The organism is Candidatus Nitrosopumilus sediminis (assembly GCF_000299395.1).
GTDB classification, from domain to species: domain Archaea; phylum Thermoproteota; class Nitrososphaeria; order Nitrososphaerales; family Nitrosopumilaceae; genus Nitrosopumilus; species Nitrosopumilus sediminis.
Genome location: NC_018656.1, coordinates 452,289 through 474,189, shown reverse-complemented (window position 1 = coordinate 474,189; position 21,901 = coordinate 452,289). Strand labels below are relative to the sequence as shown.

General features: G+C 34.3%; 27 protein-coding genes and 1 pseudogene. 18 read left to right on the top strand and 10 right to left on the bottom strand.

Annotation, left to right across the window (positions count from 1 at the left end; translation table 11 throughout):
- Positions 1 to 24: 24 nt before the first annotated feature.
- From NSED_RS02900 to NSED_RS02890, 3 genes are read right to left on the bottom strand one after another with little or no spacing between them, the layout of a single operon-like run.
- Positions 25 to 846 carry a hypothetical protein gene (locus tag NSED_RS02900; protein WP_014964747.1) on the bottom strand — a complete coding sequence of 274 codons (822 nt, stop codon included), beginning with the start codon at positions 844 to 846 and terminating at the stop codon, positions 25 to 27.
- Positions 839 to 1,273 (bottom strand): hypothetical protein, encoded by a 435-nt coding sequence (locus tag NSED_RS02895; protein ID WP_014964746.1) that lies wholly within the window; start codon positions 1,271 to 1,273, stop codon positions 839 to 841. The genes NSED_RS02900 and NSED_RS02895 overlap by 8 nt, the downstream gene beginning before the upstream one ends.
- 38 nt (positions 1,274 to 1,311) lie before the next feature.
- A complete protein-coding gene (locus NSED_RS02890; protein WP_014964745.1) occupies positions 1,312 to 2,016 on the bottom strand; it encodes an MIP/aquaporin family protein in 705 nt (234 codons plus the stop codon).
- A gap of 102 nt (positions 2,017 to 2,118) precedes the next feature.
- Between NSED_RS02890 and bcp the strand changes: the two genes are divergently transcribed.
- Positions 2,119 to 2,583 carry a thioredoxin-dependent thiol peroxidase gene (bcp, locus tag NSED_RS02885; RefSeq protein WP_014964744.1) on the top strand — a complete coding sequence of 155 codons (465 nt, stop codon included), beginning with the start codon at positions 2,119 to 2,121 and terminating at the stop codon, positions 2,581 to 2,583.
- Positions 2,584 to 2,608: 25 nt separating this feature from the next.
- Here the strand turns inward: bcp and NSED_RS02880 are convergent, their stop codons facing one another.
- Positions 2,609 to 3,028, bottom strand: a complete 420-nt coding sequence (locus NSED_RS02880; protein ID WP_014964743.1) for a hypothetical protein — start codon at positions 3,026 to 3,028, stop codon at positions 2,609 to 2,611.
- A gap of 96 nt (positions 3,029 to 3,124) precedes the next feature.
- On the opposite strand from NSED_RS02880, the gene NSED_RS02875 reads away from it, so the two are divergent.
- Together NSED_RS02875 and NSED_RS02870 are read left to right on the top strand one after the other, a co-directional pair.
- Positions 3,125 to 3,499, top strand: a complete 375-nt coding sequence (locus NSED_RS02875; protein WP_014964742.1) for a hypothetical protein — start codon at positions 3,125 to 3,127, stop codon at positions 3,497 to 3,499.
- A 41-nt stretch (positions 3,500 to 3,540) separates the two neighbouring features.
- Positions 3,541 to 4,983 (top strand): menaquinone biosynthesis decarboxylase, encoded by a 1,443-nt coding sequence (locus NSED_RS02870; RefSeq protein ID WP_014964741.1) that lies wholly within the window; start codon positions 3,541 to 3,543, stop codon positions 4,981 to 4,983.
- Here NSED_RS02870 and mqnC read toward each other — a convergent pair.
- Positions 4,978 to 6,096 carry a cyclic dehypoxanthinyl futalosine synthase gene (mqnC, locus tag NSED_RS02865; RefSeq protein WP_014964740.1) on the bottom strand — a complete coding sequence of 373 codons (1,119 nt, stop codon included), beginning with the start codon at positions 6,094 to 6,096 and terminating at the stop codon, positions 4,978 to 4,980. The genes NSED_RS02870 and mqnC overlap by 6 nt on opposite strands.
- 155 nt (positions 6,097 to 6,251) lie before the next feature.
- On the opposite strand from mqnC, the gene NSED_RS02860 reads away from it, so the two are divergent.
- From NSED_RS02860 to NSED_RS02815, 11 genes are all read left to right on the top strand, one after another.
- Positions 6,252 to 7,034, top strand: coding sequence for a 2-amino-3,7-dideoxy-D-threo-hept-6-ulosonate synthase (locus NSED_RS02860; protein WP_014964739.1), 783 nt, complete (start codon positions 6,252 to 6,254; stop codon positions 7,032 to 7,034).
- A gap of 28 nt (positions 7,035 to 7,062) precedes the next feature.
- Positions 7,063 to 8,085 (top strand): 3-dehydroquinate synthase II domain-containing protein, encoded by a 1,023-nt coding sequence (locus NSED_RS02855; RefSeq protein WP_476695730.1) that lies wholly within the window; start codon positions 7,063 to 7,065, stop codon positions 8,083 to 8,085.
- On the top strand, positions 8,082 to 8,756 hold the full coding sequence (gene aroD / locus NSED_RS02850) for a type I 3-dehydroquinate dehydratase (protein WP_014964737.1): 675 nt from the start codon (positions 8,082 to 8,084) through the stop codon (positions 8,754 to 8,756). Before NSED_RS02855 ends, aroD begins: the two co-directional genes overlap by 4 nt.
- A 48-nt stretch (positions 8,757 to 8,804) precedes the next feature.
- Positions 8,805 to 9,626: a shikimate dehydrogenase gene (gene aroE / locus NSED_RS02845; protein WP_014964736.1), complete on the top strand. Its 822-nt coding sequence runs from the start codon at positions 8,805 to 8,807 to the stop codon at positions 9,624 to 9,626.
- The gene (locus tag NSED_RS10710) at positions 9,626 to 10,180 is read left to right on the top strand and encodes a shikimate kinase (protein WP_232212319.1); all 555 of its coding nucleotides are present in this window, start codon (positions 9,626 to 9,628) and stop codon (positions 10,178 to 10,180) included. Before aroE ends, NSED_RS10710 begins: the two co-directional genes overlap by 1 nt.
- Positions 10,181 to 10,245: 65 nt before the next feature.
- The gene (locus NSED_RS10705; RefSeq protein ID WP_232212318.1) at positions 10,246 to 10,479 is read left to right on the top strand and encodes a hypothetical protein; all 234 of its coding nucleotides are present in this window, start codon (positions 10,246 to 10,248) and stop codon (positions 10,477 to 10,479) included.
- On the top strand, positions 10,469 to 11,737 hold the full coding sequence (gene aroA, locus NSED_RS02835; protein WP_014964735.1) for a 3-phosphoshikimate 1-carboxyvinyltransferase: 1,269 nt from the start codon (positions 10,469 to 10,471) through the stop codon (positions 11,735 to 11,737). The genes NSED_RS10705 and aroA overlap by 11 nt, the downstream gene beginning before the upstream one ends.
- A gap of 328 nt (positions 11,738 to 12,065) precedes the next feature.
- Positions 12,066 to 13,163, top strand: coding sequence for a chorismate synthase (gene aroC / locus NSED_RS02830; RefSeq protein WP_014964734.1), 1,098 nt, complete (start codon positions 12,066 to 12,068; stop codon positions 13,161 to 13,163).
- Positions 13,164 to 13,167: 4 nt separating this feature from the next.
- Positions 13,168 to 14,538 carry an aminotransferase class I/II-fold pyridoxal phosphate-dependent enzyme gene (locus NSED_RS02825; protein ID WP_014964733.1) on the top strand — a complete coding sequence of 457 codons (1,371 nt, stop codon included), beginning with the start codon at positions 13,168 to 13,170 and terminating at the stop codon, positions 14,536 to 14,538.
- Positions 14,535 to 15,386 (top strand): prephenate dehydrogenase/arogenate dehydrogenase family protein, encoded by an 852-nt coding sequence (locus tag NSED_RS02820; RefSeq protein WP_014964732.1) that lies wholly within the window; start codon positions 14,535 to 14,537, stop codon positions 15,384 to 15,386. Before NSED_RS02825 ends, NSED_RS02820 begins: the two co-directional genes overlap by 4 nt.
- A gap of 5 nt (positions 15,387 to 15,391) precedes the next feature.
- A complete protein-coding gene (locus tag NSED_RS02815) occupies positions 15,392 to 15,796 on the top strand; it encodes an NUDIX domain-containing protein (RefSeq protein ID WP_014964731.1) in 405 nt (134 codons plus the stop codon).
- Here NSED_RS02815 and thiC read toward each other — a convergent pair.
- The 3 genes from thiC to NSED_RS02800 all read right to left on the bottom strand — a co-directional run bounded on the left by thiC (position 15,779) and on the right by NSED_RS02800 (position 17,762).
- Positions 15,779 to 17,107 carry a phosphomethylpyrimidine synthase ThiC gene (gene thiC / locus NSED_RS02810; protein WP_014964730.1) on the bottom strand — a complete coding sequence of 443 codons (1,329 nt, stop codon included), beginning with the start codon at positions 17,105 to 17,107 and terminating at the stop codon, positions 15,779 to 15,781. The genes NSED_RS02815 and thiC overlap by 18 nt on opposite strands.
- A gap of 239 nt (positions 17,108 to 17,346) precedes the next feature.
- Complete coding sequence (locus NSED_RS02805) at positions 17,347 to 17,571, bottom strand: hypothetical protein (RefSeq protein WP_014964729.1); 225 nt, start codon at positions 17,569 to 17,571, stop codon at positions 17,347 to 17,349.
- Positions 17,571 to 17,762, bottom strand: a complete 192-nt coding sequence (locus tag NSED_RS02800) for a hypothetical protein (protein ID WP_026090040.1) — start codon at positions 17,760 to 17,762, stop codon at positions 17,571 to 17,573. Before NSED_RS02800 ends, NSED_RS02805 begins: the two co-directional genes overlap by 1 nt.
- 99 nt (positions 17,763 to 17,861) lie before the next feature.
- On the opposite strand from NSED_RS02800, the pseudogene thiD reads away from it, so the two are divergent.
- The 4 genes and pseudogenes from thiD to NSED_RS02785 form a co-directional block, all read left to right on the top strand.
- Positions 17,862 to 18,547: pseudogene (gene thiD, locus NSED_RS11065) on the top strand (bifunctional hydroxymethylpyrimidine kinase/phosphomethylpyrimidine kinase); the annotation flags it as partial.
- A 99-nt stretch (positions 18,548 to 18,646) separates the two neighbouring features.
- Positions 18,647 to 19,162 (top strand): thiamine-phosphate synthase family protein, encoded by a 516-nt coding sequence (locus NSED_RS11060; protein ID WP_420804871.1) that lies wholly within the window; start codon positions 18,647 to 18,649, stop codon positions 19,160 to 19,162.
- Between the two features lie 55 nt (positions 19,163 to 19,217).
- Complete coding sequence (locus tag NSED_RS02790) at positions 19,218 to 19,919, top strand: nucleotidyltransferase family protein (protein WP_014964725.1); 702 nt, start codon at positions 19,218 to 19,220, stop codon at positions 19,917 to 19,919.
- Positions 19,920 to 19,927: 8 nt separating this feature from the next.
- Positions 19,928 to 20,365 carry a GNAT family N-acetyltransferase gene (locus tag NSED_RS02785; RefSeq protein ID WP_026090039.1) on the top strand — a complete coding sequence of 146 codons (438 nt, stop codon included), beginning with the start codon at positions 19,928 to 19,930 and terminating at the stop codon, positions 20,363 to 20,365.
- On the opposite strand, the gene NSED_RS02780 is transcribed toward NSED_RS02785, so the two are convergent.
- Both NSED_RS02780 and NSED_RS02775 read right to left on the bottom strand, forming a co-directional pair.
- A complete protein-coding gene (locus NSED_RS02780; RefSeq protein ID WP_014964723.1) occupies positions 20,362 to 20,799 on the bottom strand; it encodes a hypothetical protein in 438 nt (145 codons plus the stop codon). The genes NSED_RS02785 and NSED_RS02780 overlap by 4 nt on opposite strands.
- Positions 20,800 to 20,841: 42 nt before the next feature.
- Positions 20,842 to 21,861: a galactose-1-phosphate uridylyltransferase gene (locus NSED_RS02775; RefSeq protein WP_014964722.1), complete on the bottom strand. Its 1,020-nt coding sequence runs from the start codon at positions 21,859 to 21,861 to the stop codon at positions 20,842 to 20,844.
- Positions 21,862 to 21,901 lie beyond the last annotated feature (40 nt).

Below are 21,901 nucleotides of genomic sequence, written 5' to 3'. Positions count from 1 at the left end.
ATTTACGCTTAATTTGGATTGCTATCAGTATGATTCTGCAAAAATGTATGGTGTTTCATCTATCTCATGGAATGTCCATGCAGTTGGCAATGAAATGCTTCGAATAGATTTGAGATGATTATCTTCAATTAAAGTTCCCCAACCAGCCTCATTTTTTGGATCAGGGGCATATTTTTGAGATAATGTTCCAGCAAACGCCCATCCGGTTATTTTCTCTAAGTTTGAAATTGATTTGATTGATTTTAACACTCCAGATGCAAGAGAAATTCCACCCATTTGTGCAAGACCTCCAATGAAAAATATTGGTCGAGTCAAATTCAAAGAGAGATAATCAAATGCAACTGCGTCAGAGCAGTAAGGATGAAAATCAAGAATAGGTGTAAGAATATTTTGCAGATCAACTAGCATGTTATCAATTTCTATACTGTACGATTCCATACCTAAAATTTTAGAACAAAATGCAATGCGACCATCACCTGATCCAATATCAATTACTTCAGAATACCCCAATTCTTTTGCAAGTAATGCGCCAACATACCCAGACATTATCCATGTGGGGGAAAAGGGAGCTTTGCTCGAACCGTGTTGAATGCTATTTAGCCAGTATTTGTTAATGTCACCCTCATACACAATACAATTTACAGAACCAATTTGTTTTTCAAAAGAATTGTAATAGATTGGATTTTTTGTTGCAAATTCATGTAACAACTCTAAATGAGATTCGTCGATTGGGAACAATTCTGATTTTGATTTTGGAATAACTTCTTGTATCTGGCTTTTGCCATCATAAACTCTAACAAATTCTTTTTTTAGTTCAACTAAGTTTTTTCCAAGTTGATCAATCATGAGAAAGCCCATTCTCATATTGTTCGACAAATTCCTTAGTACTCATATTTTGACGTAATTCATCAAAGAGAGTCGCATCAAGTTCGGTCTTTTCTTTTGATTTTTGACCAGAACTTTCAGATTGTAATTTCTTTGTCAATTCTTGGATAGATTCAGATAACTTTCTCATTATTCTAGGATGTATGACAGAATCAAATCTTTGGGAGATAAATTTTTCAGTCTCATTAATTTTCTCCAACAATTTAGGCTCAGAACCAGCCTGTTGCTTTAGCATAGTAGCCATAGAAGAGACATTCATGACTTGGTAATACACCTCTACTATTTCATGAATATTCATATCAGTTTTAGAGTCTGCCATATCAAACAAACTTTCAAGACTTTTTGATTCACCATCAAACAGTTTAGAAATATCTTCGGCAGAGGTCATTAGGAAATTTAAAGTTCAAATTTTTAAAAATGTTGGTATTATGCTTCTTTTTCTGCGGGTTTTGTATAGACATAATTCATTATCAAACCTGCAATAATTCCGCCCAAGATTGGTGCTGCCCAATACAACCAATGGAATTCCCAGAATCCAGAGATTAATGCAGGACCAAATGTTCTTGCAGGGTTTACTGATGCACCAGTTAATGGTACAGCAACTAAATGTATAAGGAAAACCATTCCACCAATTGCAAGTCCTTGAATTCCAGGAGTTGCTTTCTTGTGAACTGCCACCATAAAGATTACAGTAACTAAGAAGAATGTCAAGATTGCTTCAATTGCAAATCCAGAACCAATGCTGTTATTGATTAAATCACTTGGTCCTCCTTGTGTTGCAAAGTTTACTTTTGCACCAACTTCAGGCAATATTGCTGCAAGTGTAGCTGCTGCTGCAACTGCGCCAATTAATTGTGAAATTATATATCCAATCCCATCAGCGATTCCAATCTTTTTTGTAATTATCATAGGAATGGTAACTGCAGGGTTTATGTGAGCACCAGATACGTGTCCGAATGCATAAACCATCAAAGCAATGGCACCACCGTGTCCAAGAGAAATGAACAATACAGATTGTGTTGTTAATTCTTCCCCAAATGCAGAAACTGCTAGAATTACTGAAAGTGGGCCAAAGAATACTAAACCATAAGTTGCAATTGCTTCTGCAAGATATGCTCTTGGATTAACCATCAAGCTAAAACCTCGCGTATATCCATATAAAAGATTCGACCTTATTTGTGATCAATTGATCTCATAAAGTAATTAATTATAGATAAAATCATTTGAGATCATATGATTTCTGAAGGGGATCCTGTTCCAAAATTTGCAATAAATGATGCAAGTGGCAACAAGATAAAGTCAAGTGATTTTAAGGGCAAAAAACATGCCATCTACTTTTACCCAAAGGATTTCACACCAGGATGTACCACAGAGGCTGACGAATTTTCTAAAGATTATAAAAAATTTCAAAAAGAAGGAATTGAAATTATTGGAATTAGTCCAGATGATGTAGAGTCTCATAAAAAATTCTGTGACAAAATGGGAATCAAATATCCATTATTGGCAGATGTCGATAAAGAAGTTTCAAAAATGTTTGGTGTTTGGGGTAAGAAAAAATTCATGGGTAGAGAATACATGGGAGTTATGAGAAGTACTTTTCTTGTAAACGAAAAAGGAAAGATTTTCAAAATATACCCCAAAGTAAAACCTGCAGGACATTCAAAGGAAGTACTTGAAGATTTTCTAAATTTAAAATAAAAATAAATTAAGAAAGGTTTTCGAATTAGAAACCTTTTGGTAGTGTGCCTTTAGATGCTTTAGGTTCTTCAGGTTCTGGTTTTGGTTCAAAACCTTTTGGTAAAGTACCTCTACTTGCAGTAGAACGAGCTTTTGCTTCTGTTTCAAGCATTTCATCAAAGGCTTTTTGTTCATCTAACCTTTGTTGTTCTATTCTTTGCAAGTATTCTGCCTCATATTCGGCCAGTTTTTCTTGTCTAGATTTTCCATCATCACTAGATGCAGACTGTTGTTGTGATGTTTGCCCCGCAGTTTCTGCTGGTTTTACTTCAGCAGGTTTAGTTTCTGCTGGTTTTACTTCAGCTGGTTTTGATTCTAGCTGAGTAGAAAGTTGGTTTAGCTTTGCTTCTAATTCGGCAATCTTGTTTTCAAGATCTGCTTTTGTTTGCTTTTTAGCAGCTGCCATATTTTTGATGGACAATCCGGGGTTTATGTACATTTGGGTTGATTACGCCAACTAATTTTGATCAAGTTTTATATGCTAATTTGCATATGTGAAGGCATGGATGACTTTGAAAAAGAATTTCCTGACTTTGATTGGAAGAACACCCCAGCCTACAAACACCCAGGAGGCAAGGATTGCCCATGCCCAAAGCACGAATACATCCGAGAACAGATCAACTTTACAAAACAAGTTAATGAAAAAGGCAAAGAACCGTCAAAAGTTACCCTAAAGTTTTGTCCAGATCACTATAGAGTATACATGGATGAAGTGATCCCTGCAATGCCACTAAAATATAAAATCCTAACAAAAATTGCATTAAAACTTGGAGCAATTCAAGTTGAGCAGTTAAAGTATATGGAATCAGAATTATGTTTTTACTGTAAATTCGGTTCTGGCGGACATGACAGAAAAACTGAACTTCCACCAATGTAAAATCGAGTTAAGCTTATACTTGATCTGACTAGAGAGTCAATGTGGGAATAGAGGATATCAGAGATTTCATTGTAGAATTAGAAAAACACGGGGAACTAAAAAGGGTCAAAACCGAAGTTGATTCAGATTTAGAAATTGCAGAAATCATGAGACGTGAAATGTACTCAGATGGCCCCGCAATACTTTTTGAAAATGTCAAAGGATATGACATGCCAGTTTTAGGAAATGCATTTGGCTCCATGAAAAGATTAGAGATAGGATTGGAGATGACAGACTTTACAGAGATTGGTCAACGCATTGCAGATATGACAAAGATGGATGTTCCATCAGGGTTACTAAACAAAATCAAAAAACTCCCAGAGCTCACAAAGATGACTGCATCATTTCCCAAATCAGAAACAAGTGGGCCGGTAACTGAGATTACATCAACTGATGCATCATTTGATGACATACCAATTCTAAAATCATGGCCCGAGGATGCGGGGAGATTCATAACTCTAGGATTAGTTGCCACAAAACATCCTGAAACAGGAGTTAGAAATCTAGGAGTTTATAGAATGCAAATAGTTGATAAAACTCATGCATTAATGCATTGGCAAAAGCACAAGAGAGGTGCTCATCACAGTGACATTTCAAAAGACCGTGGAGAAAAAATTCCAACTGCAATAATTATTGGTGGAGACCCTGCAACAATATTTTCATCTATTGCACCTGTTCCAGAAGGATTAGACAAATACCTATTTGCAGGAATTACAAGAAAAGAAGGAATCAAAACAGTAAAGTGTAAAACAATTGATTTGGATGTTCCAGCAAATGCTGAAATTGTTTTAGAAGGATATGTGGATCCTGCAGACATTAGAGATGAAGGGCCATTTGGGGATCATACAGGATACTATACACCAGTCGAACCATATCCAACATTCACATTAACAGGAATCATGAAAAGAAAGGATCCAATCTATGTTACAACAGTTGTTGGGAAACCAATTCTTGAAGATGCATACATTGGAAAAGTTATCGAACGATCATTTTTGCCATTAATTCAAATGTTCCATCCAGAGGTGGTCGACTTCAGTATGCCAGCTGCAGGATGGTTCCAAGGCTTTGCAATAATATCAATCAAAAAAAGATACCCAGGTCAAGCAAAAAAAGTAATGATGGGATTATGGGGAATGGGGCAATTATCTCTAACCAAGATGTTTGTTGTAGTAGATGAAGACATCAATGTTCATGACATCAATGATGTGATATGGGCAATTACTACAAGAGCAGATGCTGCAAGAGACACCGTAATAATCAACAATACACCAACAGACACTTTAGACCCAGCATCACCACTTGTCAACTTGGGTTCTAAAATGGGAATTGATGCAACGCAAAAGACACGAGAAGAAGGATATCAAAGAGAGATCCAACAACAAGTCAAAGTCGATGAGGACACAAAAAATCTAGTAGATTCTAAATGGTCTAGTTATGGCCTATAATATAGAAATAGGATTGTAAAAATTATCTCGTTCTTCTACTTTATAGCCAATTTGATGAATAGCATCTATGATAATTTTATCCGTAAGTTCGGTGGAACGAGCTCCTGTGCATGAGACGACTTCTTCTCCAATTAGTGTTCCGCCAAAATCATCAGCCCCGTATTGTAAAGCAAGTTGAGCCATACCAACCCCATTAGTTAGCCATGAAGATTGGATGTGTGGGATTAATCCATCAAAGACAAGTCTCGAGATAGCAATCATTTTCAAAAGCTGGATGCCGCCAGTACCATATTCGACAATTCCTTCTTCATGCATCAAAGTATTGTTTGGTTCAAAATTCCAGGGAATAAATGCCATGAATCCTTTGGTTTTTTCTTGTAGTTTTACAAGTTTGGTAAAGTGTTCAACAATATCGTGATTGTTTTCAACATGGCCATACATCATTGTTGCAGAAGATGGGATTCCAAGAGAATGAGCCTCATCCATTATTCTAATCCAAGCATCGCTTGAGATTTTCTTTGGACTGATAATGTCTTTTACGGAATCAGTTAAGATTTCAGCTCCTGCTCCAGGCATTGATTGCAAACCAGAATCTTTCAGTCTAGACAAGATTTCTTTTGTGGATGATTTTTCAACCCTTGCAATCATATCAATTTCAGATGTAGATAATCCATGAACCCCAACACTTGGGAATTTTTCTCTTATCATTCTAAATGCATCTTCGTAATATTCAATCTTCAAATTTGGATTGTGTCCTCCTTGAATCAAAACTTGGCGGATCTTAAACATATCATAAGCAGCTTTTACCCTAGCTTCAATTTCATCTAGAGTTAAAGTGTAGGAATCTTCAGCCCCAGGAGATCTATAAAATGCACAGAACTTACAATCAGTAATACAGACATTAGTATAATTCAAAATTATGTTATTTACAAAAGAAGCTTTTTTGCCAAATTGTTTTCTTGTCAAATGTCCAGAAACAAGACCCATCAGATGAACATCGTCAGACTCTAATAATCTCAAGCAGTCTTCAGGACCAGGTCTTTTTCCATTAAGAGAGTTTTCTAAAATGTCTTTGATATCGCTTTTTTGTATCTGTTCAGTAGTCTGACTCAAGTGATCTTCATCCCTTAGAATTTCTATTTAATCCTTGACAGAAATGATGAACAAAATGAATTATACAAAATAAGTGATTTGTGCTCAATTTTTGAGAAAGACAAGTTAGAAGATTCACATTATTTTTAAGTAGGGCACAAAAAGCAGATCAGAATATGGTATCAGGAAATCAAATCAGACTTAATCGAATTCTAAGAAAAGGAAGAATGTTATGTATTCCAATGGATCATGGAATTTCAAACGGACCTATTGAGGGCCTTGAAAAGCCAGCAGAAATGATTTACAAATGTGAAGGACATGGACTCACCAGTGTAATAATCAACAAAGGAATTATCAAATCATTACCAAAACCAACCAAAATTGGAATTTTAGTTCATTTTTCAAGCAGTACATCATTATCATTGTCACCTAATCGCAAGATGCTTACTGGAACTGTAAAAGAAGCAGTTGCAATGGGTGCAGATGGAGTTTCATTGCACATCAACATCGGAGGGAAGGAAGAACCTGAGATGTTAGAACAACTTGGAATGACTGCAGATCAATGCCACAAATGGGGAATGCCACTTTTAGCAATGATGTATCCTAGAGGAGAAAATATCAAAAACCCACACGACCCAGAAATTGTAGGACATGTTGCAAGAATCGGAGCAGAGTGTGGTGCAGATATCGTTAAAACGTTATACACAGGAGATGTGGATTCATTTTCAAAAATTGTAAAGACCACACCAGTTCCAATTGTAATTGCAGGCGGACCTAAAGCAAAAACAGATTTAGATATTCTTCAAATGACTGAAGACGCAATGACTGCAGGAGCCAAAGGAGTCACATATGGTAGAAACATCTTTGCACATAAAACACCTGAAAAAATGGTAGAAGCATTAGCTGAAATAATTTTCAGAAAAGGAACTGCTAAGGAAGCAATGAAAAAAATTGAGTAAAACAAGAGAATTAATAATTTCACCCAAAGTGTCTCAGACACAATTAGCTAAATTTTTGCCTCAGCTAGAAGAGGAGGGGATCAAGATGGTGTATATAGATCCTAAAAAAATAGGCAAGAAAAAAACAAAACTTCAAACAGTATTTCCCTCAAGTGCTGCAAACTATGTAGTGTTAGATAAAGAAGGAACAAAACCAAAGGGCAAAAAGACAGGCAGAAAATTCCAGATTCTATCAAACTCAGACATTGAAAATGTTCTCAACATTGCAAAGAAGGGATTAGATTTTGTCATAGTAGAAGTAAAAGATTGGAAAATTATCCCACTAGAGAACATCATTGCCAAACTACACAAGATTCATACCAAAATCTTTGCAATTGCAAGGACTCCTGAAGAAGTCAGGAAAATGTTTTCAATTTTAGAGGTAGGAGTAGACGGAGTAATTTTCAGCACTTCTTCAATAAACGAAGTAAGAGAGGTCATGATATACTTGGGAACAAAGAGTTTCGACATGAAACCTGCCAAAATTACAGAAATCAAAGAAGTGGGAGACGGAGAAAGAGTGTGTGTAGATACAGCATCAATGCTTCACAAAGGCGAAGGGATGTTGATTGGAAGTAGATCTAACTTTCTATTTCTAGTACATAATGAATCAGTTGGCTCATCATTTACATCACCAAGACCATTTAGAGTAAATGCAGGCGCAGTTCATTGCTATACATTATCCCCAGATGGAACAACAAACTATCTTTCAGAAGTAGAAACAGGTTCCGAAGTATTAATCCTTAATTCAAAAGGCAAAGCAAGAAGGGCAACGGTTGGAAGATCAAAAATAGAGAGAAGACCAATGTTGATGATTAAAGCCACGGTAGGAGGAGAAACAGGAGGAATCATTGCACAAGATGCAGAAACAATTCGATTTGTAAAACCAAACGGACAGCTAGTTTCAGTAACCCACCTTAAGAAAGGAGATACAGTTATGGTCCATTCAAAACCAGCAACAGGCAGACATTTTGGAATGGAAGTTTCAGATGAGTATATTTTAGAAAAATGAAATACAAAACCTGCGTATCAGTTGCAGAAAACACGCCAGATAAAACTAAAAAAACATTAAAAACAGCATTATCAAAATCAGATTTTGTCGAAGTAAGATTTGATTTTTTAAAGAAAGAGCAAATTCCAAAAACATTAGAGATAATTAAAAAAGATCTGAACAGAATAGTTTGTACACTAAGACCAAAATCAGAAGGAGGTAAATTTTCAGGAAATGAGAAAGAAAGAATTGCAATTCTAAAACTCATTGCAGAATACAATCCATTCCTCTTAGATGTAGAATTTAATACGCTGAAAAAAAATTCAGATTTGACAAAATATCTAAAATCAACAAAGACAACATTGCTTGTGTCATGGCATGATTTTAGAAAAACACCAAAATCACCAGAATTAAAAAAGAAGATTAATCAGATGAGTAAATTTTCATCAAATGTTAAAATTGTATGTACTGCAAAATCAACAGACGACTCCACCAGAATGTTAGAATTGTATAGTAAGAAGGGAAAAATCAACCTTATTTCATTTGCCATGGGGGATTATGGTAGAATTTCAAGAATTTTGTGCCTATATTTGGGCAGTCCATATACTTACGTGTCGCTGGGAAAAGCAGTTGCCCCTGGACAATTCAGTGTGGATGAAGTTAAAAAAATTGTAAATTTAAAAAAAGCATAGCATCTTAGTTGAGAGTTTAAATCAATCATAATACTTTAAAAAAATAAGATGAGCAAATCATTTGCAGTGATTGGAGATCCTATTGATCATTCATTGTCTCCAAATATTCACAGTGCAGCATTTAGAGAAATGAATTTAGATTCTTCATACATCGCATATAGAATTCCAAAGGGAGAATTAGCTGAGGGCATAGAAGGACTAAAGAAGATCAAAATTGATGGGTTTAACGTTACAATTCCACATAAAATAGAAATGATGAAATATTTAGATAAAATAGATGAATCATGCAGCCTTATTGGCGCAGTAAATACAGTTTCAAACAAAGACGGAGTTCTAAAAGGATACAATACAGATATGGACGGATTTTTAGAGCCGTTTAAGAAAAAAGAATTAAAAATTTCAGACACCAAAGTTCTCCTTCTTGGTGCAGGCGGAGCTGCAAGAGCAATAGTTGCAGGGTTTGCAAAAGAAAAAGCAAAAAGCATAACCATTGCCAACAGAACATTAGAAAAAGCAAAAGATCTTTCAAAATTTGCAAAAAGTATAGGACTAGATGCAAATGCTATAAAAATTGAAGATGTAAAAGAGTCAGCAAAAGATTACGACATCATAGTTAATGCAACATCAATAGGTCTAAGAAATGAACCCAGTCCAATTTCTTTAGATGGGATAAATGAAAAAACAATTGTTTACGACATTGTGTATATGCCAATGAATACAGATTTTATTAAAAATGCAAAAGAAAAAAAGTCAATCATAATTTACGGTTATGAAATGCTTCTAGGTCAAGCAGTCAGATCTTTTGAGATTTGGCACGGTATAGAAGCACCTTATAATGCCATGAAAAAAGCACTGTTAGGAGGATTTTGATGGCAAAAGCACATGCTACCGTTCATGGCGCAGTCTCACTGGTAAATGCAATTGCAAACCAAAAAGGAGCTACATTAGGAATAGAATTGAAAGTCGAGGCAACTGTAGAGACAAGCCTAGGCAAGGGAATAATAATTGAATCTGAAAATAAGAGTCTTAGTTCACGATTAATCAACAAAACCATTGAAAAAATAGTTTCAAAAAAAGATTTAGAGCAAAACAAGATATCAATTAAACTAGATTCAGAAATTCCCACAGGTTATGGATTAAAAAGCTCCAGTGCAATTTCTTCAGCAGTTGCAATGGCATGTGCAAAAATATTCAAACCAAAGCTCACTGATCAACAAATTTTACTTGCAGGGGTTGATGCATCAATTGAATCCAAAGTCAGCATCACAGGTGCATATGATGATGCTTGTTCATGTTATTATGGAGGATTTAATGTTACAGATAATGCAAAGAAAAAGAGAATTCATTTTGAAAAAGCACCATCCAATCTAGTCGCAGTTATTTTTATTCCAAAAAATAGAAAAAGAGGAAACCTAAAAAATTAAAAATCTTTTCATCAATATTTGATAAGGCATGGGAATTATCCAGAAAAGCAGATTATTGGGATGCAATGATAATTAATGGATTGGCCACATCATCTATTTTAAATTCAGAGCCAAAAATAATTACAGATTTAATTGAAAAAGGAGCATTAGGCGCATCAGTTTCAGGGAATGGCCCATCAATAGCTGCAGTTACAAAAAAAGAAAATGAAACAACGATAAAAAAAGTATTTTCAACATTAGAGGGACATGTAATCGTTTCAAAAATTAATAACAAAAAGGCAGAAGTTCATGAAGTGTAAAGTCGAAAAATCAAAAATTTCGGGAGATATAGCATGTCCACCAAACAAGAGCTACTCACACAGAGCAATTTTTCTTGCATCACTGGCTGGAAAAAATAGTTCTGTAGAAAACGTGTTATTTTCAGCAGACACAAATGCAACAATTGAAGCATGTAAAAAATTTGGAGCAGATATCGAAATTAAAAATTCATCAATTATTGTTAAAAATCCCATCAAAATAGGCACAAAAGTACCTGAAATCAATACAGAAAACTCAGGAACTACCATGAGAATAGCCTCAGCAATTGCCAGTTTATTTTCTGAGGAGATCACACTTACAGGAGATTCAAGCTTGCAAAAAAGACCAATGCAGCCGCTCTTAGATGCACTAACAAGTATAGGAGCAGAATGTAGTTCAACAGATGGAAAACCTCCAATCAAAATTAAAGGGAAAATAGTTGGGGGAGAAGTTAAAATTCCAGGAAATCTATCTAGTCAATTTATTTCAGCATTATTGATTTGCGCACCATTAACTGAAAATGGAATAAATTTAATGATTGAAGGAAATTTAGTATCAAAACCATATCTTGATGCAACGATATCTACAATGAGAAAATTTGGTGTTACAGTTCAAACATTAATTCCATACAAAAGATACAACATTTCGCCACAAATCTACAAAGAATGTAAATTTACTGTCCCGATAGATTTCTCAAGTCTTGCACTCTTGCTTTCTGCAAATGTCTTATGTGGAGAAGATATTATAGTAAAAGGAGATATTGGAAATCTACCACAAGGCGACGAAATCTTCATTGATATTTTAGAACAATTAGGAGTTGAAGTTACAGTAGACGATGAACAAATTAAAATTAAAACACCTGAAAAACTAAGAGGAGGAAAATTTGATTTGAGTAATTCCCCCGACCTTCTTCCACCACTTGCAATTTTAGCATTAAAATCATCAAATCCTATTGAAATTTTTAATGTAAAACATGCAAGACTCAAAGAAACCGATAGAATAGCAATTGTGTCAAGAGAGCTTGTAAAACTAGGAATTAAAATTCAAGAAAAAGATGATGGGTTAATTTTAGAATCATCTGAAAAAATGACAGGAGCCGATTTAAATTCAGAAGAAGACCACAGATTATTCATGGCTTTTTGTATTGCAGGAATGTATGTAGGAAATTGTACTGTAACGGATCCAGAATCAGTCAAAGTATCATATCCAAATTTTGTAGAAGAGATGAAGCGCATGGGTGCAAATATCCATATTCAGTAAAATAATTTTTTTAAAAAAACAGAGAGGTAAAAGGCGCGACCCTGTATAGGGTGAAAAGCATTCTCCTCACCCACAACGCTTTTGCGTAGATAACATGTCTTTTTCGCAGGGCCGCGCAAACTATTCTTTATAATTTACACGATTTTGCATATTTAATGTATGTAATTCTAATATTTAAGAATATATTATAATTATTTCATAATTTATCCAATTATTATATAATTTTTAAACAGGTATAAGATACTAGTCAAAAAAATTAGAACCCAACCCGTAGGATTTTGATAAATTTCAGAATGAGGAATTATAAACATCGATTAGCTTTGATAATATGTTGCCGGGAAGTTCTATTGGTCAGCGTCTTGTTTTAACAAGTTTTGGTGAAAGCCATGGAAAATCCATTGGTGCCGTTTTAGATGGATGTCCAGCAGGATTGGAGATTGATGAAAAAGATATTCAAAAAATGCTAGATCTTAGAAAGCCAGGTCAAAATCTAATCTCGACTCAAAGAAAGGAAGGAGACATTGTTGAGATAATCTCAGGAGTCTTTAGAGGATATACAACAGGAGCACCAATCACAATGGTGATTTGGAATAGTGACCAAAAATCAAAAGATTATGAAAATTTGAAAACAAAACTTAGACCAGGCCATTCAGATTATCCAGCCATGACAAAATATAATCATTTCAATGATCATAGAGGAGGAGGAAGATTTTCTGGAAGATTAACTGCAACGCATGTGATGGGAGGTGCTATTGCAAGAAAATTACTTAAAGTAACATTAGGAATTGAAACAAATTCATTCACAGCACAAATTGGAAAAATAAAGATGGAAAGAGAATTTAATGAAAAGATGATTAGTTCTATTTATAAAAATGAAGTTCGTTGTCCTGAAAATAAGACAGCAAAAATAATGAGAGAGAGTATTCTAGATGCTAGAAAGAAAGGAGATTCTCTAGGAGGGATTATAGAATCAGTTACAACAAAAGTTCCGGTAGGATTAGGTGAACCAATTTTTAGCTCATTAGAATCAGATTTGAGTAAAGCTATATTTTCAATTCCATCTGTAAAAGGAATTGAATTTGGTTCAGGATTTGCAGGTTCAGAACTTTATGGTTCAGAAAACAACGACCTGTATACGATAAAACGAGGAAAAATAGTTACAGAGACAAACAGATCTGGAGGAATCCTAGGAGGCATCTCAAACGGAATGCCAATTACCATGAGAATCGCTTTCAAGCCAGCGTCATCTATTGCTCAAAAACAAAAAACAGTCGATATCAAAACAAAAAAAGAGACAATTCTTCAAGTTAAAGGAAGGCACGATCCATGTGTCGTACCAAGAGCTCCTCCAGTAGTAGATTCTCTTGTAGCATTAACCATAGCAGATCATGCCCTAATTTCAGGAGCAATCAGCCCAACATTATAAGAAAATGTCAGACATTGATGATCTTCGGAATAAGATGGAGGAAGTTACTCTAAAAATGATAGAGTTGTTAAAAACAAGAACAGACATTGCAAAAGAAATTGGAGAAGTTAAAAAAAATATCGGCAAAGGAGTGACAGATGAAATAAGAGAAGACATCCTCCGTAGAAAAGTAATTTCATTATGTAACAGCATTGAACTCGATGAATCAATAGCTACAAAATTTTTAAATTTTCTTTTGAACGAATCAGTAAAAGTTCAATCAAATAACAAACAAACACATCTATCAATTTTCTTAAAAGCAAAATCACTTGAAGCACAAGGAAAAAAAATTATTCATATGGAAGTTGGAGAACCAGACTTTTTACCTCCAAAAATAGTAAAAGAGGCATTAGAAGAAGTATTCGACAAAGGATTTCTAAAGTATGGTCAAGCAAAAGGAATGCCAGTGTTTAGAGAGGCACTTGCAAAATACGTATCCAAAAAATTTAACGTAGATGTCAAAGAAGAAAATATTATAGTTAGTCCAGGAGCTAGATTTTCAATTTTCACAGCAATAACAACACTGCTCAATCCAGGAGATGAAATGATTGTTATTGAGCCTGCATGGCCTGCTTACAAAGATTGTGCATTAAATTCAGGAATCAAAGTCAGAACCATCAATACAACTTTGGAAGACAAATGGGAACCATCATTAGAACAAATCAAAAATACAATTAACCCAAATACAAAAATGATTGTACTTAATTATCCAAACAATCCAACTGGAAAAATACTGAATGAAAAATTGCAAGATGACATTATTGAACTTGCAAAGAAAAATAATCTCTATGTATTAAGTGACGAAATTTATTCACAATACGCAAAAACTAGTTGGAAAAGCATTCTAAGTTATAATTATGAAAAGAGCATTGTAACTCAATCATTTTCTAAATCTCATGCAATGACTGGATTTAGAATAGGATTTGCCATTGCAGATTCAAAAATCATTGAAAAAATGGCAAAGTTAGAAGCACTATGTTTGACAAATGTCTCTGAGCCAATACAATACATAGCCATGAAAGCACTTGAAGCAGACACATCCAATAATACTAATACGGTACAAAACAGACTAGATGTGTTGGCACAGAAAGCAAGTGAAATAGGATTAGATTTTGTCATCCCAGATGGAGCAATGTACCTTTTTGCAAGAATCAACCAAGAAGGATTTGACGGAGTTCAATTTGCCAACAGTACACTGGAAAAAGGTTTGGCAGTGGCACCAGGGGAAGGATTTGGGGATTATAAGAATTTCATCAGGCTTTCAGCATGTCAAAATGAAGACATACTAATTGAAGGAATGAATATACTACGTAACATCATGAGTGAGAGTAAATGAAGCAGATCACAGTAATCGGTGCAGGAGGCCAAATGGGACAATGGTTTGCAAAGTATTTTGCAAATGCAGGTTTTGAAGTAACAGGGTATGATTCAGAAAATAAAATCTCAGGAAAAGACATCAAAATATCAGAATCACTAGTTGGGGGAATTTTAAAAGCGGATTATGTAGTACTGTGTACACCTACAAGAAGAACTCCGGAAATTATCAGATTGATTGCAAAAGAGATGAAGCGTGGGACATACCTTATTGAAATCTCATCAGAAAAATCTAAAGTAGTTTCATCACTATCAAAAATGCCAGCAAAAATCAATCCAATTTGCATACATCCAATGTTTGGTCCAGGAACTAAAACAATAAAGGGTCAAAACATTATTTCAGTTCCAATTAGAGATGCAAAAAAAGAATTGACAGTAGCAAAAACACTATTCGAAGGGGCAAACTTTGTCACGATTGATGCGGTCGAACATGACAAAAAGATTGCAGTAATTTTAGGATTAACACATTTGATGAATCTAGTATTTGCAAATATTATTTCAAAGGATGAAAAAATTAATCTCACTGAAAAAATGTCAGGAACAACTTTCAGAGTACAAAAGACATTGGCAGAAAGTATCATGACAGAATCTCCAGAATTAATTGAAACCATTATTGCAAATCCAGAAATTCGTAGGGTTGCAGAGGAACTGTGGAAAGACATTGGCAGATTATTAACAGCCGTACAAGAATCAAAGACAGAAGAGGTGATAGATTACATTAAAGAATGTCAAGAAAGACTTGCCAAACATACAGATGTCAATGAATCATACAAAAGAATGTCAAAAATGGTAAAAGCAGTTGAAAAATAGCAGATATGCGTTCAACAAAGATTGTCACATCATTCATTAGAAATGATGACAAGTTATTGATCCTAAAAAGAAGTGACAAAGTAAAATCCATGAAAGGATTGTGGGCAGGAATTAGCGGAATTATTGAAAATAATGAAGAGCCTCTTAAACGAGCAAAAATTGAAATTTTTGAAGAGGTCGGAATAACCGAAGATAAAATAACACTAATCAAAACCACAGAAGAAATGAAAATTCATTCACCTCAATACAAAAATCACGAATGGGAAATATTTCCATTTTTGTTTGAGTCAAAAAACCCAACAATCAAGCTAAATTGGGAAAATTCAGATTTTAGGTGGATAAACGTAGAGGACTTGGAAAATTATGAAACTGTACCCAGTCTTCAAAAAGTTCTATTCAATTTGTTGTAAGTTTTCATTTTCTTTATCATATTTTTTCTGTTGTGGCAACATCATATACACACAAGCGCCACCACACATTGTACATGGCACGTTATTACCTGGATGCTGTCCAGTTCTACTATGAATTTTAGCTGCTTCTTCAGGATCAATGGATAATGCAAGTTGTTTTTCCCAGTCTAAAGTTCGTCTGGCTTCAGTCATTTCCATATCCCATTTTATTACTTTATCACGAATCTTTACAAGATCACCTGCATGAGCTGCAATTCTATATGCAATTAATCCAGCCTTTACTTCTTCAGCATTGGGTAATGCTAAGTGTTCAGAGGGAGTCAAATAACACAAGAGATCCACACCCTCACTTGCAGAAACTGCAGCGCCGATTGCACTTGCAATGTGATCATGTCCAGAGGCCACATCAGTTACCAATGGACCAAGAACATAATATGGAACATCACCAATCAATGATTTTGCCAATCTAACATTTGCAGCAACTTCATTTAATGGAACATGCCCAGGTCCTTCAACCATAACTTGAATATCATGTTCATGTGCACGCTTGGTTAATCGAGATATGTTAATCATTTCTTGAACTTGTAATTCATCATGAGAATCTAAAATTGAGCCTGGTCTTAGTGCATCACCAAGACTGAATGTCACATCATATTTTTTGGCAATCTCCATCATATAGTCATAATGAGTTATGTATGGATTTTCTTTGTCATGTTTTAACATCCATGCAGCAGTAATAGTTCCACCTTTACTTACAACTCCACCATATCTTTGAACTTTGAGAATTCTTTTTGCAATATCTTTTGTTATTCCACAATGAACTGTAGTGTAATCAACACCATCTTTTGCATTATTTTCAAATGCATTAAGATAATCGTCTTCTGTTAAATTCAAAGGATTTTTGTGAACTTCGACTCCGTAATTATATGCCTCATAAATTGGCACAGTTCCAAAAGTAATTGGTGCAACATCCAAAAGGGTCTGTCGTATTTTTTTGACGTCTCCCCCATCACTGAGATCCATAATGGTGTCTGCGTGATATTTTATTGCAACTTTGGCTTTTTCAATTTCTTCTTCAATGTTTACATTTAATGTGGAAGTCCCAATGTTTACATTTACTTTGGTTTTCAAACCCTTACCAATTCCAACATTATGGATTTTTTGAGGCCTAACATTGTTGCTTGGAATAATTATCGAGCCTTTTGCAATTTTTGGGATTAGCCAATCAAGTGAAACATCTTCATCTTTTGCTACTTGTTTCATCTCATCAGTAGCTACACCACGTCGAGCAGAAGTCATCTGGGTTGCCATAACATATTCTATGTTTTTGCCTGATTTAAACAATCGTGAAAATAGATAAAATGTTAGATCGCTAAAAAAATCTTTGGCACTATATTAATAAAAATGATCGACCTTTTATGGCATAAAGGAGAATTGTAAACATGAGAACAATCAAAGAATGCAGACATTGTGGAAGAGAATTTTATAGTATGAAAGAGGAATTTTGTTCTTTTGATTGCGTTACTCAAACCTCTTCGTAGTAATTCAAATTAATTTAATTTCAACTCAATTTCCAAAATTGCTTTTTCTGATTTTATTTTAGAAATTCGGTCTAAAATAGGCACGATTAGACGCTGAGAGTCAGCAGAATTTGCAAAATTTTGTTTTATTTCAAATAATCTTTGGGATAATTCAATTTCAGCAGAAACTAGGGAAATGTAATTTCTTAGTTTCAGATTTTCAGATTTTACAGAATCTATTTCAGATGGGCTCATTATCGTGGAGGACTCCAGCTTTCTTCCATCGATTCATCTATGTTTTTTGAAATTAGATATTGTTTTCCACATTTGAAACATTGCCATAAGAATTTGTCATCCTTAATTGTTTGATATTGCATCGGCAACAAACAAGTAGTACACTGCAATGCTTCTGGAGGAGTGTCATTTAACATAGGAATTTTTGTCATCAACATAAAACAATCAATTCAAGTATAAAACAGATATCTTGAAAAATAATCAGATTAAAAAAGGAAAAGCAGATTAGTGTTGAAAAACAACAAATTATAATGAATTTACTTACCATTGGTGGATCCGATCCTTCATCAGGGGCAGGAATTCAAAGTGACATCAAAGCTTTTGCAGAATTTGACGCGTATGGTTTAACAGTGATTACGGCAATTACGGGTCAAAACACAACAAGTTTTGGTATGATAGAACCAGTTTCACAAAAAATTTTGCAAAACCAATTAGAATCAATAACAGCAGATTTTAAAATTGATGGAATAAAAATAGGAATGGTTTACAATTCACAAATTATCAAAACACTATACAAACAATTAAAAAAATAAAAATACCAATAGTTGTAGATCCTGTTTTAAAATCAACAACAGGGGGAGCATTAATGGAAAGAACAGCTCTTGTAGATTTTCAAAAATATATCGTTCCTCTTGCAACAGTAATTACCCCAAATAAATTTGAGGCTGAAATTCTATCAAAAATAAGAATTAATTCAAAAAGCAATATGGAAAAAAGTGCCAAAATCATTCAAAGGATGGGAGCAAAAAATGTGGTGATTACAGGTATTGAAGGGAAAAATAACAAAATAGCAGATTTCATACTAGAAAAAAATGCAAAGTACACAATCTCAGGGGAAAAAATTGTAAACACCAATCACGGTAGTGGGTGCAATTATGCAGCAGCCATGATATTTGCCATATCTGCCAATAAAACAATACGTGAATCAGCAAGATTTGCAAAAGAATTCACATACAATTCAATAAAAAATGCGAAAAAAATAGGTAAAGGAGTAAAAATTACAGAGACCAAAAATCCAGATAAAATTCATTCAGAGTTGTCACATGCAATTAATGAATTTATAGAAATAAAAAATATCTACAAGAATATTCCTGAATGTCAAACAAATTTTGTCTATTCAAAACAAAGACCAAAATCAACAAAAGATATTTTGGGAATTTCTGGAAGGATTGTCAAGGCAGGAAAAGAAGTCATAGTTGCAGGTAATCTATCATATGGAGGTTCAAAACATGTTGCAACAGCATTATTAACAGTAAATAAAAAATTCCCACAGATATATTCTGCAATTAATATAAAATTTCAAAATACAACTATAACAAAAATAAAAAAATCAAAATTAAAAATTTCAAACTATGATAGAAATCAAGAGCCAAGCAATGTAAAAAATAATGGTTCAACCATCGAGTGGGGAATAAAAAATGCAATCAAAAATCTAAAAGAACCTCCAGATGTCATTTTTCATAAAGGGGATTTTGGAAAAGAACCAATGATCATTCTTTTTGGAGAGACACCAAAAAGTATTTTGAAAAAATTATTAAAAATTTCAGGATAGAGATTTGGTCTAAAACCATCCTTGAACATAAATAGTCATATCCCAAATAGCAGTTGTGAAGGCAGTAATTTTAGCAGGAGGCTTAGGTACCAGATTACTTCCATTGACAAAAAATACTCCAAAACCAATGTTACCATTAGGTGAAAAACCAATTCTTGAGCATCTTATTGACTGGAATAAAAAGAATGGAGTTAAATCAATTGTTTTGTGTGTAAGCCATCTTAGAAAAACAATTGAAGAATATTTTGGAGACGGTAAAAAGTTTGGGGTAAGTATAGAGTATGCAGTTTCAGACAAGCCATTGGCTACTGCAGGGCAACTAAAAACTGCAGAAGGATTTATCGATGACACTTTTGTTTGTATGTATGGAGATTCAATTTTTGATTTCAGTCTTAAAAATATGATTAAACAACACAAAGCAAAAAAAGCATTTGTAACTATGGGTCTGGATGAATTCAAAACTAATTTGGCTTATGGAGTAATTAATACTTCAAGGACAGGTAAAGTTCAAAGTTGGAACGAAAAACCAGAAATCAAAGTAAATGTGAACATGGGTTGCTACGTCATGCAGCCAGGGATATTTAGTTTGATTCCAAAGAATAAACCATATGGAATGGACGACGTGATTAAAAAGGCCATAAACAAGAAGAAATTAGTCAGTAGTTTTATTACAAAAAAAGGATTCACAGATATCGGTAACAAAGAATCATACAAAAAAGCAAATGATGAACACATTAAAAAACGTGGAAAGCACTGATGACAAAAATGAGTGAACCAATAATCAGAGAACTAAAAGAAGAAGATTTGTGGAATGGATTTCTAAAATCACTTGACACATTAAAAGAAGCAAGTACTATTGACAAAGCCAAAGCAAATACCATATTTAAAAAAATTAATTCTAACCCAGATCATATCATAGCAGTAGCAGAAGTGGATGGAAAAATCGTAGGTTCTACAACACTCCTCATAGAATCAAAATTTATCCATAATGGAGGGTTGGTCGGACATATAGAAGACGTAGTTGTAGATAAAGACTATCAGGGTCAAAAAATAGGTGAAAAAATTATGAAGTTTCTTATTGAAATTTCAAAAAATCGTGGCTGCTATAAGACAATTCTTGATTGCACAGATGATGTAAAACCGTTTTATGAAAAACTTGGATTCAGACAAGTAGCTAATGAATTAAGACTGGACAACATTTAGAAGAATTCCTTTTTTGGACGCACCTTTTTTTGTTTAGTCAAATAAGCACCAACAATAATTACAGCAGGGGACAGGATCATAAATAAAACAGGAGTAAATCTAACAATGTTAGTAATATAATTATCATCAATTTCATCTAACATCATATAACAAACAATCATTCCAACTAACAAAATCACTCCCCCTGCAACAATTAATCCACCAATAGACTTTGAGCCATATTGTTTTGTCATGAAGAAAGGAACAGCAGCTAAAATTCCAGCAGGAGCAACACCTATTGAAATAAACTGAAATATTTTAGAATCAAACCAAGAATCATCAATTATGGCATTTTCAGGAGGATCAACAACGTAAGAGTAAATGGAAATCATTTCACCTGCAAACATTGCAAATAAAGCAACACTTGTAATTGCAAGCCATTTCTCTATTGCCATGATACTAACAAATTCTAGTTGATAAATAAACCATTCAAAAAATCAAACTATACCAACCAAGTTGGCCAGTTCTTTCCTACAAGCAGCCCCAAGTTTTTCTGCAGCTTCCTCAGGAGAAATATCATTTAAGAAAATTCCATATCCGCGCTCTAATCCAGACCAAGATTTTGTGATAGGATAAATTTCAATATGCCAGTGAATTTGTCGACTGTTTTTCTTTTCAGGAGAAAGATGAAACACGATATTGTATGAGACATTTTTGATAGTTTTTGCCAACCCGCCCAGCGTTGCTCTTAAAATTAACGATAAATCATTGATTTCTTTTTGTGTTATTTTTGAAAAACTAGTAACGTGTTTTTTTGGGGATATCCAAAATTCAAAAGGATATGATGGAGCCCAAGGAGAAAATGCAATAAATCCTTCGGTTTGAAGAACCTGCCTAGGTCCACTAATTTCTTCATTAACGGTTTGACACATTGGGCATACGCCTTTTTCGTTTAGAATTTTGTGAGATGCTTCAGCTTCGGTTTCAATCACCGGAGGAATAGTAGAGAAAGTTAAGAGATTTAGATGAGGATGAGGATTATTGTTACCTGCCAACTCACCATGATCTCCGTAAATTGAAACGTATGTTACACCTTTTTGAGTATAAAGCCACCTCAATCTATCTTGGACAACTACCAGCACATTTGACCATTGTTCAGTATCAATAGTTGCAAAAGTATCTTTTTCATTTGGTGACGCAACGACAATGTAATGATAACCATATGCAGGTTCGCTGTAGAATGGTTTGTCGCTGTAAGAATTTTCTGTATCAATTGAAACTATAGGATTTTTACTTTCAAAAACTCGAATTGCCCAACCTTCTACATATGTTTCATCTTCATTATCTTGAAGACGTTGCAACATTCCATCTTTTGCAACAAGAGACAAAACAGAAGGGTTTGTCATAGATTCGTTGCCAGGGGCATATGGGGATTTTTTTGGATCAATAACTTTGTCGTCTTTTTTTGAGACAATCATAAAACGCTCTGAAACATAATCTTTGCGCATATCCCCCATAATGGTTATTGGAAGTAAAATGTCTGTTAAAACGTTTACT

What these genes read in the sequence shown, in the direction of transcription:
- NSED_RS10705 (WP_232212318.1), top strand. Translation starts at nt 10,246, where the DNA reads ATGATAATTAATGGATTGGCCACATCATCTATTTTAAATTCAGAGCCA.
- NSED_RS10710 (WP_232212319.1), top strand. Translation starts at nt 9,626, where the DNA reads ATGGCAAAAGCACATGCTACCGTTCATGGCGCAGTCTCACTGGTAAAT.
- NSED_RS02880 (WP_014964743.1), bottom strand. Translation starts at nt 3,028, where the DNA reads ATGGCAGCTGCTAAAAAGCAAACAAAAGCAGATCTTGAAAACAAGATT.
- NSED_RS02800 (WP_026090040.1), bottom strand. Translation starts at nt 17,762, where the DNA reads ATGACAAAAATTCCTATGTTAAATGACACTCCTCCAGAAGCATTGCAG.
- NSED_RS02860 (WP_014964739.1), top strand. Translation starts at nt 6,252, where the DNA reads ATGGTATCAGGAAATCAAATCAGACTTAATCGAATTCTAAGAAAAGGA.
- NSED_RS02815 (WP_014964731.1), top strand. Translation starts at nt 15,392, where the DNA reads ATGCGTTCAACAAAGATTGTCACATCATTCATTAGAAATGATGACAAG.
- NSED_RS02780 (WP_014964723.1), bottom strand. Translation starts at nt 20,799, where the DNA reads ATGGCAATAGAGAAATGGCTTGCAATTACAAGTGTTGCTTTATTTGCA.
- NSED_RS02820 (WP_014964732.1), top strand. Translation starts at nt 14,535, where the DNA reads ATGAAGCAGATCACAGTAATCGGTGCAGGAGGCCAAATGGGACAATGG.
- NSED_RS02785 (WP_026090039.1), top strand. Translation starts at nt 19,928, where the DNA reads ATGAGTGAACCAATAATCAGAGAACTAAAAGAAGAAGATTTGTGGAAT.
- NSED_RS02900 (WP_014964747.1), bottom strand. Translation starts at nt 846, where the DNA reads ATGATTGATCAACTTGGAAAAAACTTAGTTGAACTAAAAAAAGAATTT.
- aroA (WP_014964735.1), top strand. Translation starts at nt 10,469, where the DNA reads ATGAAGTGTAAAGTCGAAAAATCAAAAATTTCGGGAGATATAGCATGT.
- NSED_RS02775 (WP_014964722.1), bottom strand. Translation starts at nt 21,861, where the DNA reads ATGGGGGATATGCGCAAAGATTATGTTTCAGAGCGTTTTATGATTGTC.
- NSED_RS02805 (WP_014964729.1), bottom strand. Translation starts at nt 17,571, where the DNA reads ATGAGCCCATCTGAAATAGATTCTGTAAAATCTGAAAATCTGAAACTA.
- aroE (WP_014964736.1), top strand. Translation starts at nt 8,805, where the DNA reads ATGAGCAAATCATTTGCAGTGATTGGAGATCCTATTGATCATTCATTG.
- aroD (WP_014964737.1), top strand. Translation starts at nt 8,082, where the DNA reads ATGAAATACAAAACCTGCGTATCAGTTGCAGAAAACACGCCAGATAAA.
- thiC (WP_014964730.1), bottom strand. Translation starts at nt 17,107, where the DNA reads ATGGCAACCCAGATGACTTCTGCTCGACGTGGTGTAGCTACTGATGAG.
- bcp (WP_014964744.1), top strand. Translation starts at nt 2,119, where the DNA reads ATGATTTCTGAAGGGGATCCTGTTCCAAAATTTGCAATAAATGATGCA.
- NSED_RS02895 (WP_014964746.1), bottom strand. Translation starts at nt 1,273, where the DNA reads ATGACCTCTGCCGAAGATATTTCTAAACTGTTTGATGGTGAATCAAAA.
- NSED_RS02890 (WP_014964745.1), bottom strand. Translation starts at nt 2,016, where the DNA reads ATGGTTAATCCAAGAGCATATCTTGCAGAAGCAATTGCAACTTATGGT.
- aroC (WP_014964734.1), top strand. Translation starts at nt 12,066, where the DNA reads ATGTTGCCGGGAAGTTCTATTGGTCAGCGTCTTGTTTTAACAAGTTTT.
- NSED_RS02825 (WP_014964733.1), top strand. Translation starts at nt 13,168, where the DNA reads ATGTCAGACATTGATGATCTTCGGAATAAGATGGAGGAAGTTACTCTA.
- NSED_RS02875 (WP_014964742.1), top strand. Translation starts at nt 3,125, where the DNA reads ATGGATGACTTTGAAAAAGAATTTCCTGACTTTGATTGGAAGAACACC.